This is a genomic window from Noviherbaspirillum sp. FW303-A3 (genome assembly GCF_058788695.1).
This window is the reverse complement of the sequence record NZ_JBYTAZ010000002.1, coordinates 16,033-33,557: the sequence shown is the minus strand read 5'-3', so window position 1 is coordinate 33,557 and position 17,525 is coordinate 16,033. Positions and strand designations below refer to the sequence as shown.

Below are 17,525 nucleotides of genomic sequence, written 5' to 3'. Positions count from 1 at the left end.
GCTATGCTTAGTAACTCGCTGGTACAAATCTCGAATTTGAGCGACAAAATTGCATGACTGAAAATCCGCCTCTTCCCCCAAATTCATCTATCGAGGTAGCTCAGGAAATCGTTGTTCGTAACGCAGGTACAGTTATAGATGGCGATTTGACTGCACAGCACCGCGCGTTTCTAGCCGCCGCCACGGCCGAGAACACTCGCCGCGCCTACCGATCGGCGATTCGTCATTTCCATGCCTGGGGCGGTGTGCTGCCCTGCGATGAGCCGGCTTTGATCCGGTATCTACTGGCCTATGCGGCGTCGTTGAATCCCCGCACGCTGGCACTGCGGCTGACCGCGCTGTCGCAGTGGCACCTTCACCAAGGCTTTGCCGATCCGGCGTCGACGCCGACCGTGCGCAAAACACTGGCCGGCATAGAGCGCGTGCACGGAAAGCCGAAAAAGAAGGCCAAGGCGCTGCCGCTGGAAGATCTGGATCGTATCGCTGTGCATCTGGCTAGCCTCGACACCTTGAAAGCCAAGCGCGACAATGCCCTGCTGCAGGTCGGCTATTTCGGTGGATTTCGCCGCAGCGAAATAGTGGCTCTGGAAATCCCTCATATAGTGTGGGAGCCGGAAGGCATCGTCATCACGTTGCCGCGCTCGAAAACCGATCAGCAGGGTCGAGGCATCGTCAAGGCGATTCCCTACGGCAGCGGCCCTTGTTGCCCAGCCAGCGCGCTGCGCGCTTGGTTGGCAGCCGCCGGCATTACGTCCGGACCGCTATTCCGTCCGATCACTAAATGGGGCGAGCTCGGCCCCGAAGCATTGCACGAAGCGAGCGTCAACACCATACTGGCGACGTGCGCAACGCTGCTTCAACTAGACTATGCCCCGCAGCTCTCCAGTCATAGCCTGCGTCGTGGCATGGCCACCAGTGCGCACCGTGCCGGTGCAGACTTCCGTGATATCAAGCGGCAAGGCGGCTGGCGCCACGATGGCACTGTCCAGGGTTATATTGAGGAGGCGGGCCAGTTTGAAGAAAATGCAGCGCGCATTCTATTGCGACGCAAGCCATGAACCTATTGCGAATCCAGGGTGCGTTAGTTAGGGCGTTACGTTGATGGTCGACGGCGATTCACTTCAACCGAGATATGAACCAGTTCTTCGTGAATGCGCAGCTGCTGCCTGAAGTAGTCGGGTTCGACCTCATCCATGGTCGCTAGAGCAAGAATGCAGGCGTATTTGCCCTTGCCAACACGCCACACATGCAAATCACAGATATCGGCCTTGATTGGGCTGGCCTCAATTACCTCTCTGATTTCAGCCACGACAGGAGCATTCATCTCGGCATCGAGCAGCACACGTCCGGAGTCCCGCAGTAACCCATAGGCCCAAACCGCAACCAGTCCTGCGCCGACAATACCCATGAGGGGGTCCCTTTGATTTCCGTGCATTTTACGACGGTAGCCGCCCCTAGCATTCATGCGGGTTCCAGCCGATCGTCTCTCGCAAATCCTTTTTAAATCAGGCACTTGCTGTCTGGGTCTTTTACCTCGCCAATTCTCGCCCTGCGCACATCACGTTTCGGCACTTCTGGCCGTCGCCCCTCCGGTTTCTGCCAGTTTTACCACGATAATAATTGTTATCGTCGATCGATACATTTATATCTAACGTTTATGGCTTACGTAACGTTATAAATGAATGTAAGATTAGCGCCGACTCCCCGCATCCGGAGCCCATCATGCCGCGCGCCGCCATCGCCACACCCGACCAAATCCGCTCCACGATCCTCGCCATGCTCGCCGAGGCGCACGACGCCGCGCCCGCAACGGGCGAGCGCTTCCGCCGCATCGTGTCAGTGCGCAAGCTCAAGGACCGCCTCGGCGGCGGTGACCCGGCCACGCTCGGCCGCGCGATCAACGCGGTCGAATCCGAAATCGTGACAGCCGGTTTGACCGACATCGCGCTGCCCGACATCCCGGCCGAGATCGCCGAGCAGATGCGTCAGCTCTGGCACGCCGCGGTAGCGGTCCAGCTTGACGACGTCGTCAAGCTCAAGGCCGAGGCCAGGCAGACCGTCGAAGCGGCGCAGGCGACCTTGACCGAATCGAGCTTGCGGGTCGACATGCTTCGCGAAGAACTGGACGCTGTGCGCGGCCTCCTGGCGGCGCGCGATGCCGACCTGGCGCAGGCGCGCACCGATTCGGCCGCCGCCAACATGCAGCTGGCATCGCTCCAGGAAAGCCAGGAGGCACTTCAGGCGGAATTACGGGCGGCGCGCCTGCACGCCGCCGCCCTGGCACAATCCCATACGGAAAGCCTGGCGTCCGCCCAGCAGCGTTACGACGGATTGTCCAAGCAATTGCTTCAAGAAACCGCGCAGCAGCGGCAAGCACTGCAGCAGGAACAAAGCCGCATCGCCTCACAGATGAAATTCGCCGAACGGCGCATCGCGACGCTGGAAGAAGCGGTCGCGCATGCCGAGGCTGACGCGGCGGCCGAGCGCGACAAGCGACAGGTGGCTGTCGGCGAAGCGAATGCGCTGAAAGCGATCAACGCCAGCCAGCGGGCGCAGCTCGATGAGCTGATGCGTGCCGCGATCGCCAAGACGCCGGTGCCGAAACAGCGCGCCGCCGCGCCGGCCGAGAAGCCCAGCGGCAAGCGTGCGGCGCCGCGACGCAAGGGAGGCTGACCATGCAGTGCTGGCTCGACCACGGCGTCACGCCGCCGGCACCATTGCCGGAGACCGTCGACGCCGCGCTCGCCTACCTGACCCATGTGCTCGGCCATGCCTGTTACGAACGGTGGACGCTGCCCCGGATCAAGCAAGTCTTCCCGTCGTTCGGCGAGGCGAAAGCCGCCAAGCCGGTCGTGTTCGAGCTGCTGCTCGACTATCCCGACGCCGTCGAGTGGTGGGAAGGCGGCCGGCTCCGCACAGCGGCTGCCGTCGACGCGCCGGAACCGGAGAATGTCCTGGAGCGATTGCTGCACGCGCACCGCCGGCGCTTCCGGCGCATGGACGGCTCGATGTCGGTACTGCAGAACGTCGATAGCGGGAACGCGTGCCTGGCCGCGATCGAGCCCCACCATACAGGTGCGCTGGTTGCATGGCTATTCCGGAGCGGCCGGTTCGTGAACCGTGACGCCGCGACGAACACGCTGGCGGTCTTCGACGACGCCCAGGCCGTCGCGCTGTTCCTGCGCGAGCTCGCGAACCGGTCGCGTCACACGCTGCGCGCGTACGCGGCCGATCTGCGCCGACTGATCGGATGGTGCCGCGACCGGCATCTCGGGCCACTGTCCGACCTCACGCGCAACGATCTACTTGCCTACCGCGATCACCTCCGCACGGCGCACGCCATTGTCACGCCAACCGGGCGGCAGCGCGCGACGGCGCCTGGCGAACGCACCTTGGCGCGGGCGCTGGCCGTGGTCGCGAGCCTGTACCAATACTGGTTCGAGACCGGCTACCTGATTGCGAACCCGGCCGCGGGTCTCGTGACCGGAACGCAGGCGCGGACCGGATTTTCACCGCAGCGTTTTCTGGCGCCGGCGGCGCTCGCCGCGTGCGATGCCTGGATGGCCGCGATGTCGTCCGGCGCAGATAACATTGCCTCATTGCGCCGGCGCGCCATCTGGGCGCTGTACCGTTATGGCGGCGTGCGCCTGGCGGAGCTGGCATGGTCGATCGACACCAATCTGCCGCGCGTCGAGGTCGAAGACGGCGGACAATGGACGTTGTATGTGCATGGCAAGGGCGACAAGCCTCGCGCCATTCCCTTGCCGGCCGTGGCAGTCGGGCCGCTGGCCGCCTATCGTCTGGCGCGCGGGCTGCCGGCGGATCCGGCCGCGCACGAGGTGCTGCCGCTGATCCACGGTTTCAAGGGCGGCTCGCTCCAGGAAGGCGGGCTGTACGCCGAGGTGAAGGCAATCTTCGCGGCGGTCGCCGCCGGCCTGCAGGCGGACCACCCGGCGCGAGCGGTGCTGCTGCGCGCCGCGTCGCCGCACTGGCTGCGCCACGCCTATGCCAAAGCGTTGGTGGTCGACCACCAGGTGCCTCTGCCGGTCGCGCAAGCCTTGCTCGGACACGCGTCGGTACAGACGACGGCCGCTTACGCGAAGACGGACCTGTCCCTGCTTCGGGCATTCGTGGAGGGGAGTTTTGCCGATGGAAGCAAATAGTGCCGCTCGCCTGTGATTTCAGGATTTCTCCAGCAAGCCACTGGATATTGGTTCGGACGGCAGCATCAGCTTCATTGACGGGAAAGGATGCTCGATTTCCTTATGATACTTAAGTATCGCGCTTTCATCGCACCTCAGGAACACGTCGCATTTGTTTTCGATGGCCAGCACGACGTGATGGGCATCGCTACGGTCCAGGTCAATATGCGGGATTTTCGGCTTATTTCGTGCAAGTCGAGCAAATGCCGTATAGGGAAAGCGAATGTTCCTGAAGCACAAAGCCGAGATCTTTCGCAATCTCTTCCTGACGGCGCTCGATCTCGTTATCGACGAATTCTTCCACTTTACCGCACGATGTGCAGATCAGGTGGTCGTGATGGTGCCCCTCATTCAGTTCGAATACCGCTGCGCCGGACTCGAAATGGCGACGACTGAGAATGCCCGCTTCGGCGAACTGCATCAATACGCGATAAATGGTGGCAAGTCCAACATCGATTTTTTCGTCCAGCAAGAAACGATAAATCTCTTCTGCAGACAGATGTTTGATTTGGCGTTCATGAAATAACTGCAAGATACGCAATCTTGGCAATGTCGCTTTCAGACCGGAGTCGCGTAGTTCTTTGGGTATGTCCATTTGCGCGCTCATCAAAACCGCTTTTGTTCCAAAGGGCTTCTTCTCATTTTTTCTTGTTACCAGCATCAGTTTATTGCGCCAGGACGGATAGTCCATTGTCAACGCCATCAGAGTGCATGTCGAATGGGGTGAAATGCAGTTCAACTCAACGACAAGTTTGGTTTTCAGAAATTCTTGCATCACCAATCACCAGTTACAGGCGCACATGGATAACTTCCCGCAAGTCTCGCAGCTATCGAAGCTTGAAGTTTAGATGAGAACAATTATTATTTGCAAATGATTCTCATTTGACTTATGATGGCGTCAATGGATGTCATGTCGAACAGGTAACAACCTGCTGTTTCAGTCATATATCCAGTAGTCCGTTCAGCCAGCCAGCTTTCCTGTCTTCGGAAAGCAGCCAGTCAATGATGCTTGCAAGGGTATGCACTACGCGTCCCGTGATCGGCTGGCAACACGCTCTTCCCGTTTGCCTCCGTCTGTTCCGTTGCTTCGTCCGGACTGATGGGTGCCGTCATGGTCGGCGTTTTCTTGCATTCGTCATGTTTACTGTGTCCTGACCGGGAGCCGTAATCGTCACGCCTATTCGTACTTCAAGAAAGCCAATCATGTTAGCGATGCCTCAGCCCGACTCCATAACTCGCCCTTCCATCTCTTCGCCTGATACCGGTGCCATGCTTCTCAAACCGCTGGCGTTTGCCATGCGCATGGCTTTCGCCGGCATGCTGGTGACCGGATTTGCTGCTCAAGCACAGACCAAGCAAGGGGAGCAACAGGCGGCGGTTGAAGACGCGCGAACACTCTCCGAGATCAAGGTGAGCGCCGAGCGGTCCGGCGGTCTTCCGCAGGCCTACGCCGGCGGCCAAGCTGCGCGCGGCGCACGGCTGGGGCTGCTCGGTAACGCGGACGCCATGAAGGCGCCGTTCAGCATCAGCAGCTATACCTCACAGATGATCCAGGACCAGCAGGCCGCCACTGTGGCGGATGTTGTGGCCAAGGATGCGTCAGTGCGCGCGACCGGCCAGACAGGCGGCATCCTTGACGCCTTCTTCATTCGCGGATTTCCGATTGGCGAAGGCAACCTGGGCGAAATCGCGTTTGACGGGCAATACGGCGTGGCGCCCAATTTCCGCGTGCTGTCCGATTATGTCGAGCGCGTCGAGGTGATCAAGGGGCCCGCGGCACTGCTGTACGGCATGTCCCCGAACAGCGGCATCGGCGGCGTCATCAACATTGTTCCCAAGCGCGCGTTGAATACCGACCTCACGCGGTTCACGGCCGATTATGCATCGAGCTCCCAGGGTGGCGGCCATCTCGATGTGAGCCGGCGCTTCGGCGCGGATCGCCAGTTCGGCGTGCGATTCAACGGCAGTCATCACCAGGGCGACACGCCGGTGGACAACCAGTCCCGGAAAGCGACCGTCGGCGCCGTGGCGCTCGACTACCAGGGCGAACGGCTGCGGGCATCGCTCGATGTGATCGATCAGCGGGAGCGCTTCGATGCTCCCTCGCGCCCGTTTACCATTGCGGCGGGAGTCGCCGTGCCCGACGCGCCGGACGGCCGCCGCAATGTCTCCCAGGCATGGGAATGGGCGAAGATCGATGACCAGTCGGTCTTGCTGCGCGCCGAATATGACGTGAACGACAAGCTGACGCTGTTCGCCAACGCCGGCGGCAGTCAGACCGACGTTAACCGTCTTTTCGGAGGCCCGCAGATTCTGAATGCGGCCGGCGATGTACGCACGACCCCCGCTCACTTCATCTTCGACATCGAACGGTCGACCGCCGACGCCGGCCTGCGTACCCGCTTCGATACCGGGGCGGTACGCCATACCGTCACGCTGCAGGCAAGCACTTATCGCGATCAGCTGGATCGGGGTTCCAGAAACGGCACAGCGGTAACCTCCAACATCTATACGCCGGCGGCATATCCCAGCCAGGCTGTCGCGGCGCCGGCTCTGGTATCGAAAATCTCGGAAACGAAGCTTTCCGGTGTTGCGCTCGCCGATACCTTGTCCATGCTGAACGATCGCGTGCTGCTTTCCCTCGGAGCGCGTCACCAGCAGGTCGAGTCGGACAATTTCAATCCGACCACCGGCGCGGTCACTTCTTCCTACGACAAGAGCGCCGTCACCCCCCTGGTCGGCCTGGTCTTCAAACCCTGGCAGAACGTCTCGCTCTACACCAACTACATCGAAGGGCTGAGCAAGGGCGATACCGCCCCGTCGACGGCGGCCAATGCGGGCGAGGTCTTCGCGCCGTACAAGGCCAAGCAGCACGAGATCGGCGTCAAGTTCGATCATGGCCGCGTGATGACCACGGTGAGCCTCTTCCAGATCGCCAAGCCCAGCGGACAGATGACCGGCAACGTCTTCGGCGTCGATGGCGAGCAGCGCAACCGCGGCCTGGAGATCAACGTGCTGGGTGAGGCAGCCCGCGGCGTCAGGCTGCTTGGCGGCGTGACGCTGATCGATGCGGAACTGACGAAGACCAACAGCGCCGCCACGCTCGGCAAGACACCGATCGGCGTGCCGTCGGTGCAAGCCAACGTTGGCGCCGAATGGGACACGCCTTGGGTAACCGGACTCACCTTGACCGGCGGCATTGCATACACCGGGAAGCAATACGTCAACCAGGCGAACACGGCACGCCTTCCCGCGTGGACCAAGGTTGATCTTGGCGCGCGTTATGCCACCAAGGTCGCCGGCAAATCCACGACCTTCCGGGCCAATCTCCTCAATGCATTTGACCGCGACTACTGGTCGGGCGTGGCATCGTGGGGCGGCTTCGTGCAGGGGGCGCCGCGTACCGTGCTGTTGTCCGCCTCGGTGGATTTCTGATCCCACCTGCAATCGCAATACTGGAAAAGGGAGGCGGCCTATGCGAAGCGACAAGCCATTGACCGAAACAGGCATGGGACGGATACAGATCCGGGAGCCGATGTCGCTCAAGCCCATACTCGACCGGTCGATCGCCGACCTTGTCCATTCCTCGCCGGAGACGCTGCTGGCCTTGGCCGACCGATATGGATCGCCGCTCAACATTGTCTGGCCGCATATCCTGAAGCAAAACGTGGAAGCGTTTCGTTCCGTATTGCGCGCGCATCAGGTGCGATTCGAGATCTTCTACGGCGCGAAGGTCAACAAGTCGCAGGCGCTGGTCAGCGCCGCCGTGGAATCCGGCATCGGCGTGGACGTGTCCAGCATCCATGAAATGAGGGATTCGCTGCGTGCCGGAGCGAATCCGGCAAGACTCTGCGCAACCGGCCCGGCGAAGACGGCGGCGTTCCATGCCGAACTGATCGCCAACGGCGCACTGATTTCGATCGATTCCGCCGAAGAGCTTGCGGAACTGGAAGAATCCGTCCGCAGGCTCGCACCGGATCGCCGGGCGCGGATTCTTCTCCGGTATCGTCCCGACGCCTCCCGCGCGAGCCGGTTCGGGATGGGGGGAGAGGATCTCATGCGATGCCTGCATCGCCTCGTTGAGGCGAGGAAGCAGTTTGCATTCGAGGGATTCCATTTCCATCTCGGCGGCTATGCGCATGAAACGCGGGCACAGGCGCTGCGCGAACTTGTCCGTTATATCGATGCGGCGCGCGGCTTGGGCCTCGGCCCGCGGATGATCGACATCGGCGGCGGACTGCCGATCCGGTATGTGGACAGCGACGAGTACGAGGCGTTCCTGCAATACCCGTGCAAGGAGCATTACCGCAACGGCAAGGTACCCGAATCCTTCTATCCCTATGGCGGACGCATCGGCGCCTGCGAATGGCTGGACCGCCTGCTGAAGTCGCCGTGCGCGGATGGCCAGTCGGTCGCCGAATATCTGAACGCGATGGATCTCACTCTGGCGCTCGAACCGGGGCGCAGCCTCGCCGACCAGGCCGCCATTTCCGTATTCAAGGTTACCCGCGTGAAGCCGCTGGCAGCGGGAAACCATGTGATTTTCGTCGAAGGAAGCAGCTTCAGCGCGTGCGAAACCTGGTTCGCCTCCGAATTCCTGGTCGACCCGATACTCGTGGCGACAGAGAAATCCGGCGACAACGGTGCAGCGCCAGGTCAGGCCTATATCGCGGGGCACAGCTGCCTCGACGACGACGTCATCACCAATCGGCTGATCGGCTTCGACAGGATGCCGGAGGCCGGCGACCTGCTCGTGTATGCCAACACGGCCGGTTACCAGATGGACTTGCTGGAGAACGAATTTCACCGTCATCCGATGCCGCGGAGGATTGCCGCCGCTTACGACGCAGCTGGAAAGATGACTATTTCACCTGACGATAGTACGGAGAATTGAGATGATTCTGAACAAAGTGACTGATTTGATCGGCAATACCCCTATCCTGAGCATTCCGATTCCTGCAAAGAACTCCAGGTTGCTGCTCAAGATCGAGAAAAACAATCCGGGTGGCAGCATCAAGGACAGGATGGCTCGCAACATGGTCATTGCGGCGCTCAAATCCGGGCGCCTCAAACCGGGTGGCGTGATTGTCGAGTCGTCTTCCGGCAATACCGGGATCGGCCTTGCCATCACGGCCATCGAATTCGGCCTGCGCTTCATCGCGGTGGTCGACCACCATGCGGCCCAGGACAAGATCGCCGTGATGCGCGCACTCGGCGCGGAGATCCGTTACGTCGCAGGAGACTATCGGGAGGACGAAGTTGCCGTCGTCGAACGCCAGCGCATGGCCGCCGAACTGGCCAGCCAGATTCCGGGCGCCGTGTTCATGAACCAGTCGGACAATATCGCCAATGCCGGCGGATATTTCGATTTTGTACGGGAAGTCATCGAGCAGATCGGCGGCCCCGTGGATGCCTATGTCGGTTGCGTCGGAACGGGCGGATCGATGACAGGGATCGCACGCGGACTGAAGCTGCATAATCCCCACACCAAGACAATCGCTGTCGAGCCGGACGGCTCGATCGTGTTCGGCCAGCCGGGCCGCCCCTATTATCAATCGGGAACCGGCACGCCCAAGGGCGATACCGTCGGACTGGTGCTCGACTACAGTTGCATCGACATGGGGGTGCAGGTCACCGATTCGCAGGCCTTCGAGACAGCCCGGTATGTCGCCAAACACACCGGGCTGCTCGTGGGCGGTTCGACGGGTGGCGTCATCTACAAGGCGCTGGAATTCATTCACAGCGGACTGATTGGCGGCAATGTTGTGGCCGCGGTGGCGGATGGCGGAGAAAAATATCTCCACACCGTGTTCAATGAGGACTGGCTGAAAGAGCGCAACCTGCTGGATCCGGGTATCTGGGAGAGTCTCGACGCCTGGCTATCCCAGGAAAGCGTGAGCGAACCAGCGCCGCGCGCGGTCCCACGTCTGAGCGTGGCATGACTCCGGAAAGGGATTGCAGGATGAAGCCGTTGAACGTGGTCGTTTGCGGCGGGGGCAGAACCGGGCACCTGAATGCCGTGCTGTTCAAGCAGCTTCCCGGCGTGCGCGTATCCCTGCTCACGAGCCGTCAGGACGTGATTGACCGGCATTGCCGTGACGAAGGCCTTGTCACGGCAATCCTGCCAGACGGGAAAACGCTCGACGCCCGCCTGGATGCCGTCGCGCGTGAACCGGAAGGCATCATGGCGGACGCGGATGTTGTCGTCATCACGGTGCCGGCGCAGGCGCGGCCGGACCTGCTGCAGTCGATCGCATCCAGCCTGCCGTCGCACAAGCCCGTCTATGTGGGAGCGATTCCCGGCTTCTGCGGCTTCGACTGGCTGGCGGAGAAGGCCCTGGCCGAGCGGCCCAATGCCGTCATCTGGGGCATGAAGGACGTGCCCCATACTGCCTACGACCTGACGCCTGGCGTGTCGGTCAAGATGGGCGGGGCAAAGAGCACGCTTTACATCGGGACGCATGTGCGCGAGACCGAAGCGGCGCGCCAAACCCTCCTGGCACATTTGCAGCGGCTGTACGAATCTCCCGTCGAGCTGCTGAACCACTACTTGGAAATCACCCTCACGCCCGGCAACCCGATCATGCACCCCTCGGTGGTATACGGGCTGGTCGGGCCATACGGCCAGTGGCACAACAAGACGTTTTCGTCGCCCATCTGCTGGTGGACCGATTGCCCCGAATTGGGCGCGTACTTCCTGGAACGCAGCGACGAAGAGAGCCAGCTTCTTTGCAAGGCCATCGAGCAGCGCCTGGGCGTGGACCTGTCTTCGGTGAAGCCGTTGAAGCAGGAAATCATCGAGGCCTACGAAGACCAGATACGCGATCACGGCACGATGCTGTCGGTATTGCGAACCAACCGGGCCTATGACGAGATCCAGGCGCCGCTGGTGCCTGCGGACGGCAATGCCGGCTACGTCATCGACAAGGAAAGCCGCGCATTCCATGAGGACGTGGCCTACGGTCTCGCGCTGCTCGTCAAGATGGCGAAGCGGCTGAATCTGAATGTCCCGCATATCGAAGAAATATTCAACTGGAATGTCGCCTACATGGGTGGTCTGCGCGGGTCCGCGCTCGACTACTTTCCCGAAACCTGGCCAGCCTGACACCTCTATCCTATGAAAACCAATCCGATTTTGTTGCAACCCGACAGCGCTTTCTATGTGGAGCGCAAGAATGACGCGCTGGCATTCGCACACCGCAATGCCTTGCGGCGCGTCGTCCGCTGCCTGTTCGCCGAGAAAATCCTCGACAAGAGCCTGCTCATATTCGCTCCTCAGGGATGCTGTGCATGGTTTCCACTCTGGCACAAGCACGCGCTCGTTTTCTTCGAAGACCTGTGGGCGGCGCCTGCGGATACCTTCATCAACCGTGGAGCCATCACCCTCATCGAATCCAGCGGTGCGCGCACTGCCATCGACACGTCCGATCAACTGATCGATCTGCTGCGCCCCTGCTTCGATTTTTCCCTCAGCGAAGAAGGCGTTGCCGGCCTGAAGGCGGATATCGAGAACAGTATCGCCAACGATGCGCTTGCCCGTATCCACCGGGATGCGTGGGCTGCGGACCTGAACAAACTCATCGATTCCGCCGGTGCCGGCGGCCTTGCGGATTACCTGCACAAGCACGCCACCATCAAGGACGCCGCGATGCTGCTGGACCAATGGGGTTCGCTCGAAGGCCACCCGTTCTACCCGACCTGGAAATCCAAGCCGGACCTGAGCCCCGAGGAAGTGGCCCTGCTGTCGCCGGAGTTCAATGCGAAGGTCCGGGTACGCATCGCGTCCTTGCGTGCGGACATGGCCTATATCGAACGCATGCCCCACGTACACAGTTACCAGGACTGGTTCGCCGACAACTTTCCCGACTTGTGGAACAGCTGGAAAGACGGATTGAACGCGAAACGGTTGAATGAACGGGACTGGCTTCCGCTGCCTATCCATTCCTGGCACCTCGAAAATTATGTGGGGAAGGAGTATGCCGCAGAGATTGAGGAGGGCATTTTGATCCTGGATGGCCCGGACGTCGAGACGCTGCCGACCATGTCGTTCCGGACCATGATGCCGCAGGAGCCTGAAGCCGCCCCGTTCATCAAACTGCCCATTGCGTTGTGGCTCACGAGCGAACAGCGCAGCCTGCAGGCGAAATCGATCCATATGGGGCCGCGCATCAGCACGGTGATCAAAAGCATTCTTGCCGCCGACAAGGAACTCGGCAAGGCGCTCGACATCTTCCCGGAAGAAGTGGCATTCCACTACAAGCATGCGGTGAAGCAGGAAGACCGGCCCGGGCGCCATTTGTCGGTCGCGTATCGCGCGAGCCGGGATGCCTTCGAGCGGACCGATGGCCTTCTTCCAGTCACGGTCGCTGCGTTATTCACCGGTTCGCCTGCGAACGGCAGGCCGCTCGTAACGGAACTGATCGAGCGCAATGGGACTCGTCCTGCTCCGGAAGTGGTGGAAACCTGGTTCAAGCAGTATGCGCGAGCAGTTACGCGTCCAGTGATCGCCATCTATCTGCTCTACGGAATCGGACTTGAAGCGCATCAGCAGAACACTTCCGTGCTGTTCGCCGCAGATGGGACGCCAAGAAGCCTTCTGATACGGGATTTCGGGGATGGCCGCACCTATGCGCCTCTGCTTTCCGAGCGTGGATACGGGCTCGAGCCCTATGTCCATCCAGGAATTCTCCCTACCGTCTTCACCGACGATATCGAACCGGTTCGCACTTTCGTGCTGGATGCCTGCTTCGTCTGTCACCTGCACGAACTGGCGATGCTGCTGACGCGCGAGTATGAACTCGGCTCGGCTCGCCTGTGGGAAATCCTGCGTGAAGAGACGGCGGGTGCCTTCGACGTGCTGGCACCGCGGGTATCCCAGGCGCTATGGGCAACGGAGCGAGAGGCGTTTCTCGAGCAGCCCTGGCCGACGCGCTCGGTACTGCGAATGCATCTGCTCAAGTACTCCAATTACCGTCTGCAGCATGATCTGCCCAACCCGCTGGTATCGGCGGACGGCGGGATCTGACCGATGTCGAACGCCGCCATAGCGCCGAGCCAAGCGTCGCGTCTGATTCACGTTCTCTTCGTGATTCAGCTCACTTCCATGGGCGCCATGGAAATGAGCGGCCCCTTCTGGCCCCTTCATTTGAAGTCGCTCGACGCCTCTGAGCTCTTGTTAGGTTTTGCCGGCATTGCAGTCTACGTGGGGCCGATGCTCGGCATCGTGTTGACCGGCGCATTCTGGGGGAGGATCGGCGACCGGTTCGGGCACAAGCCGATGATGATCCGGGCCTTGCTCGGCTTGTCCCTGACCCAATTGGCATTGGCCTACACGAGCGATATCTGGATGATCCTCGCGCTGCGCTTCGTCCAGGGCGCCTGCGCAGGATACATCGCCCCTGCGCAAGCCTATGGAGTCACCATCGAATCGCCGTCGCGCCGGGCCCGCCTGTTCGCCTACCTGCAGGTATCGACCAATGTCGGATCACTCGCCGGTGCGGTCGTCGGCGGCCTGATTCTCGATTACACGACCTTTTTCTGGATCAATGCTGCTGCATCGGCCCTGTGCGCCTTGTGTGCCTTGGCCGCGTGGCTGATATTGCCGAACGTACCACCGGCAGCGAAGGCAGCACCAGCAGCCGCGCAAACGGCCGTCGGTCCGGCGGACGCCGGCGCGCTGCTCACCTGGCGCTCGCCGCCCATTCTTGGCCTGCTTGGCGTCATCGGCATACTGCTCGTGAGCCGTATGATTACCCAGACCCCGTTCTCCCTGTATGTCCGCTCGATCTTTGATGTGAGCAACTGGGTGGTGGGCTTGTGCTACGGCTTGCTCGCGCTGGGCTTCATTCTGTCGGCGGCGATGTGGGCGAAGCATTTCGAGAAGAAATCCCTGTCCGAGACGATCCGCTGGATCGCTTGCATCGCCGGCGCTTGCGCAGGCTTGACGGCGGTCGCTGGCGCCACGCGCAATATCGGCGTATTTATCGGCGTGCATTTCGCCTGGGGCATCCTGCTGGGAGCGACCACGCCGGTATTGATGTCGCAGATATCCAGGGTGGCTGGCAGCCTGCGGCAGGGCTATATCCTCGGCGTCGCGTACAGCACATCGCAATTATCATCGATCGGCGGCATTGTGCTGGGTGGCTGGCTGAGTCAGGCCGTCGGGCTGGAATACACCTACTTCTTCGTTGCGTTTTTCTACGCCATGGCCGCGGTTGCCGCGCTGGCCATGAGACGGGGACACGCTGTGATTCAACCCGCCGGCATGACGCGGCAGTAATCCTTTTCATTCGCAAGAGTCTTTATCATGGCATTTCAACGTCGCTGGGCCGTAGCCCTCATTCTCCTCGTACCGGTCTGTCTTCTCGCCGGATTCTTCTTCTTTTTTAATCCGGCAAAGGGAGGTGAGGCCGTTGCCGACGCCGCACCCGGCACGGTCACGGTAACCGATCTTCTCGGGCGGCAGGTGCAGGTCCGCGTGCCCGTACAACGCGTTATCCTGGGAGAGGGGCGCCAGCTGTATCTGGTTGCGGCGCTGGATACGGATAATCCGATCCAACGCATCGTCGGCTGGCGCAAGGACCTGATCCAGGCCGATCCGGATACCTACGCGTTGTATCTGCAAAAGTTTCCAAAGATCGCCGACATTCCCACCTTCGGCGGCTTTGAAGACGGCACGGTCGATATCGAACAGACGATTGCGCAAAGGCCCGATGTCGTTTTCCTGAACATCGAGGCCGAACGCGCCAGCCAGGACGCGCGTACCATCGAGAAGCTCGGCGCACTGGGTATCCCGGTGGTCTACATCGATTTCCGCCACTATCCGATCGAAAACACCGAGCCGACCATGCGGCTGTTTGGCAAACTGTTCGGAAAGGAGCAGCGCGCCGAGGAGTTCATTGCCTTCCGCGCTAGGCAGATTCAACGCGTCACCGACGTCATCCAGGCCCGCCAGCCGACACGCCCGAAGGTATTCATCGAACGGATTGGCGGATATACCCAGGACTGCTGCCTGAGCTTTGGACATGAAAACTTCGGCAAGTTCGTCGAGATGGCCGGCGGCGTGAACATCGCCAAGGACGTCATTCGCGGCACGTTCGGTCAGTTGAATCCGGAACAGGTCGTGGCGGTCAATCCCGACCAGGTGGTGGTCACCAGCGCCAACTGGGAAGCGTATGTGCCGGGCGGAAGCTGGGTAGGAGTCGGACCGGGTGCAGACCTGACGGAAGCGGCGCGAAAACTCGAAACCTACACAAAGCGGCCGGCTTATGCGGGTATCAAGGCGAACCGGAATCAGGAATTTCACGCGATCTGGCACCAGTTCTACAACAGTCCTTACCAGTTCGTCGCGATCCAGCAGTTTGCAAAATGGTTCCATCCGACGCTCTTCCCCGACCTCGACCCGGATGCAACCTTCCGCGAACTGCATCAGCGCTTTCTGCCCTTTGAACACAGGCCCGGTTACTTCGTGAGCTTGAAAAACAAGATGGAGGCCCACCAATGAGCGCGGTCTGTTTGACGGAAAGCGGGCAGCGCACCGTCTATCGGGCAATCGTCAGGCGCAAGCGGCTGCTGATTGCGGCGTTCATCGTTCTGCTGCTGTTGAGCCTCCTGCTCGACTTGGCGCTCGGACCAGCACGGTACAGCCTCGACGAAGTCGTGCGCGCCTTGTTTCTTCCCGACAGCACTTCCTTGCAGGTAAGGGTCGTGATGTGGGAGATCCGCATGCCCGTCGCCCTGATGGCGATCGTCGTTGGCGCTGCGCTGTCGCTCGCCGGCGCCCAGATGCAAACGATACTGAACAATCCGCTGGCAAGTCCTTTCACGCTGGGCATTTCAGCCGCCGCAAGTTTCGGCGCTGCAATGGGACTCGCTTTCGGGGTCAAGCTTTTCCCGGTGGCGACTGAATACCTCGTCCCGCTCAATGCATTTGCGATGGCAATGTTGTCCGCCTTGTTGATCCATCTGCTCTCGATGCGCCGTGGCGTGACCGCCGAAACGGTCGTGCTGCTGGGGATTGCCCTGGTGTTTACCTTCAATGCCCTGCTTGCACTCGTCCAGTACTTTGCGACTGAACAGGCAGTTGCCGCTGTCGTGTTCTGGACCATGGGTAGCCTGACCAAGGCCACATGGCCGAAGCTGGCCGTGACCTGTCTCGTCATTGCGGTCACGCTGCCGATCTTTGCACGCCGGGCTTGGGCATTGACTGCGCTGCGCTTGGGAGACGACAAGGCTGCCAGTTTCGGGGTCGATGTGCCGCGCCTTCGGTTCCAGACCCTGGTAATGGTCAGCCTGTTGGCCGCGATTCCGGTTGCTTTCGTTGGCACGATCGGTTTCGTCGGTCTCGTGGGGCCGCATATTGCCCGCATGCTGATCGGGGAAGACCAGCGCTTTTTCCTGCCTGCTTCGTTGCTGACTGGAGCGCTTGTACTTTCGCTGAGCTCAGTGGTGAGTAAAACCCTGATGCCAGGCGCCATCTTCCCGATCGGGGTGGTAACGTCGCTCATCGGTGTGCCGTTCTTCATTTCGCTCATTCTTGGCAGCAAGAGGAACGCATGGTGAGACTACGACTGGAAAATATCGGTGCGCTTTACGGGCGACACTTGGTCATTTCCGGAATCAATACCCCCGCATTCCACGGCGGGGAGGTTGTTTCGGTCATCGGCCCCAATGCAGCGGGGAAGTCGACATTGTTCAAGCGCTTGGCCGGACTGCTTAAAGGGCCGGGTAACATTCATCTCGAAGGCTCTCGCAAGGGGCTCGACGGGATCTGCTACATGCCGCAGGAAATCAACGCCAATGCGAGACTGACGGTCTACGAATCTGTCCTTTTGGCACGCAAGCAGCAGACGCCAAGCTGGGCGGTGCATGACGACGATCTGAAGGTAATTGATGCCACCATGGCATCACTCGGTATCGCCGACCTTGCGTTTCGCAACCTGGGCGAACTGAGCGGAGGACAGCGTCAACTGGTGTCGATCGCGCAGACACTTGCGCGCGAACCGGAAATCCTGCTCATGGACGAACCCACCAGTGCGCTCGATTTGCACCGGCAGATCCAGGTGCTCGATTTCATGCGGCGCTTGGCCAGGGAGAAGGGGATGCTTGTGTTCATCGCCATCCACGATCTCAACCAAGCGTTGCGATTTTCCGACCAGACGCTCGTGATCGCGAGCGGCACTGCAAGGGCGAGCGGCCTAGCCCGCGAGGTTATCACGGAGAGAATGCTGCGCGAAGTGTACAGAATCGATGCCCGCATCGAGTGCTGCTCGATGGGGGTTGGGCACGTGATTGTCGACGGCGTTGTTTGAATTTCAGATCGAG

At 60.8% G+C, this 17,525-nt stretch carries 13 protein-coding genes and 1 pseudogene; 12 read left to right on the top strand and 2 right to left on the bottom strand.

Going from position 1 to position 17,525, the window contains the following annotated elements; all coding sequences use genetic code 11:
* Positions 1–53: 53 nt before the first annotated feature.
* Complete coding sequence (locus AC3WOY_RS26205; RefSeq protein ID WP_492420140.1) at positions 54–1,058, top strand: site-specific integrase; 1,005 nt, start codon at positions 54–56, stop codon at positions 1,056–1,058.
* 35 nt (positions 1,059–1,093) lie between these two features.
* Here AC3WOY_RS26205 and AC3WOY_RS26200 read toward each other — a convergent pair.
* A pseudogene (locus tag AC3WOY_RS26200) lies at positions 1,094–1,417 on the bottom strand (cation transporter); the annotation flags it as partial.
* A gap of 305 nt (positions 1,418–1,722) precedes the next feature.
* Between AC3WOY_RS26200 and AC3WOY_RS26195 the strand changes: the two are divergent.
* Together AC3WOY_RS26195 and AC3WOY_RS26190 are read left to right on the top strand one after the other, a co-directional pair.
* Positions 1,723–2,673 (top strand): DNA-binding protein, encoded by a 951-nt coding sequence (locus tag AC3WOY_RS26195; RefSeq protein ID WP_492420139.1) that lies wholly within the window; start codon positions 1,723–1,725, stop codon positions 2,671–2,673.
* A 2-nt stretch (positions 2,674–2,675) separates the two neighbouring features.
* The gene (locus AC3WOY_RS26190; protein WP_492420137.1) at positions 2,676–4,163 is read left to right on the top strand and encodes a tyrosine-type recombinase/integrase; all 1,488 of its coding nucleotides are present in this window, start codon (positions 2,676–2,678) and stop codon (positions 4,161–4,163) included.
* Positions 4,164–4,383: 220 nt separating this feature from the next.
* On the opposite strand, the gene fur is transcribed toward AC3WOY_RS26190, so the two are convergent.
* Entirely contained in the window at positions 4,384–4,797 is a 414-nt protein-coding gene (fur, locus tag AC3WOY_RS26185) for a ferric iron uptake transcriptional regulator (RefSeq protein WP_492429111.1), read from the bottom strand.
* Positions 4,798–5,471: 674 nt separating this feature from the next.
* On the opposite strand from fur, the gene AC3WOY_RS26180 reads away from it, so the two are divergent.
* Genes AC3WOY_RS26180 through AC3WOY_RS26140 form a run of 9 tightly spaced genes read left to right on the top strand, consistent with a single transcriptional unit; the run spans position 5,472 to position 17,512 of the window.
* Positions 5,472–7,637, top strand: a complete 2,166-nt coding sequence (locus AC3WOY_RS26180) for a TonB-dependent receptor (protein WP_492420135.1) — start codon at positions 5,472–5,474, stop codon at positions 7,635–7,637.
* A gap of 40 nt (positions 7,638–7,677) precedes the next feature.
* On the top strand, positions 7,678–9,096 hold the full coding sequence (locus AC3WOY_RS26175; RefSeq protein WP_492420133.1) for a Y4yA family PLP-dependent enzyme: 1,419 nt from the start codon (positions 7,678–7,680) through the stop codon (positions 9,094–9,096).
* Position 9,097: 1 nt separating this feature from the next.
* A complete protein-coding gene (locus AC3WOY_RS26170) occupies positions 9,098–10,144 on the top strand; it encodes a PLP-dependent cysteine synthase family protein (RefSeq protein WP_492420131.1) in 1,047 nt (348 codons plus the stop codon).
* A gap of 20 nt (positions 10,145–10,164) precedes the next feature.
* Positions 10,165–11,307, top strand: coding sequence for an NAD/NADP octopine/nopaline dehydrogenase family protein (locus AC3WOY_RS26165; RefSeq protein WP_492420129.1), 1,143 nt, complete (start codon positions 10,165–10,167; stop codon positions 11,305–11,307).
* A 12-nt stretch (positions 11,308–11,319) separates the two neighbouring features.
* On the top strand, positions 11,320–13,227 hold the full coding sequence (locus AC3WOY_RS26160; protein ID WP_492420127.1) for an IucA/IucC family protein: 1,908 nt from the start codon (positions 11,320–11,322) through the stop codon (positions 13,225–13,227).
* Between the two features lie 60 nt (positions 13,228–13,287).
* Positions 13,288–14,481, top strand: a complete 1,194-nt coding sequence (locus AC3WOY_RS26155; protein ID WP_492420125.1) for an MFS transporter — start codon at positions 13,288–13,290, stop codon at positions 14,479–14,481.
* Positions 14,482–14,508: 27 nt separating this feature from the next.
* On the top strand, positions 14,509–15,705 hold the full coding sequence (locus AC3WOY_RS26150; RefSeq protein ID WP_492420123.1) for an ABC transporter substrate-binding protein: 1,197 nt from the start codon (positions 14,509–14,511) through the stop codon (positions 15,703–15,705).
* Positions 15,702–16,763, top strand: a complete 1,062-nt coding sequence (locus AC3WOY_RS26145) for a FecCD family ABC transporter permease (RefSeq protein ID WP_492420121.1) — start codon at positions 15,702–15,704, stop codon at positions 16,761–16,763. Before AC3WOY_RS26150 ends, AC3WOY_RS26145 begins: the two co-directional genes overlap by 4 nt.
* On the top strand, positions 16,757–17,512 hold the full coding sequence (locus AC3WOY_RS26140; protein WP_492420119.1) for an ABC transporter ATP-binding protein: 756 nt from the start codon (positions 16,757–16,759) through the stop codon (positions 17,510–17,512). Before AC3WOY_RS26145 ends, AC3WOY_RS26140 begins: the two co-directional genes overlap by 7 nt.
* Positions 17,513–17,525 lie beyond the last annotated feature (13 nt).

Coding starts and splice junctions, on each gene's coding strand:
- AC3WOY_RS26140 (WP_492420119.1), top strand. CDS start 16,757: ATGGTGAGACTACGACTGGAAAATATCGGTGCGCTTTACGGGCGACAC.
- AC3WOY_RS26160 (WP_492420127.1), top strand. CDS start 11,320: ATGAAAACCAATCCGATTTTGTTGCAACCCGACAGCGCTTTCTATGTG.
- AC3WOY_RS26175 (WP_492420133.1), top strand. CDS start 7,678: ATGCGAAGCGACAAGCCATTGACCGAAACAGGCATGGGACGGATACAG.
- AC3WOY_RS26150 (WP_492420123.1), top strand. CDS start 14,509: ATGGCATTTCAACGTCGCTGGGCCGTAGCCCTCATTCTCCTCGTACCG.
- AC3WOY_RS26190 (WP_492420137.1), top strand. CDS start 2,676: ATGCAGTGCTGGCTCGACCACGGCGTCACGCCGCCGGCACCATTGCCG.
- fur (WP_492429111.1), bottom strand. CDS start 4,797: ATGGACATACCCAAAGAACTACGCGACTCCGGTCTGAAAGCGACATTG.
- AC3WOY_RS26180 (WP_492420135.1), top strand. CDS start 5,472: ATGCTTCTCAAACCGCTGGCGTTTGCCATGCGCATGGCTTTCGCCGGC.
- AC3WOY_RS26205 (WP_492420140.1), top strand. CDS start 54: ATGACTGAAAATCCGCCTCTTCCCCCAAATTCATCTATCGAGGTAGCT.
- AC3WOY_RS26195 (WP_492420139.1), top strand. CDS start 1,723: ATGCCGCGCGCCGCCATCGCCACACCCGACCAAATCCGCTCCACGATC.
- AC3WOY_RS26165 (WP_492420129.1), top strand. CDS start 10,165: ATGAAGCCGTTGAACGTGGTCGTTTGCGGCGGGGGCAGAACCGGGCAC.
- AC3WOY_RS26170 (WP_492420131.1), top strand. CDS start 9,098: ATGATTCTGAACAAAGTGACTGATTTGATCGGCAATACCCCTATCCTG.
- AC3WOY_RS26145 (WP_492420121.1), top strand. CDS start 15,702: ATGAGCGCGGTCTGTTTGACGGAAAGCGGGCAGCGCACCGTCTATCGG.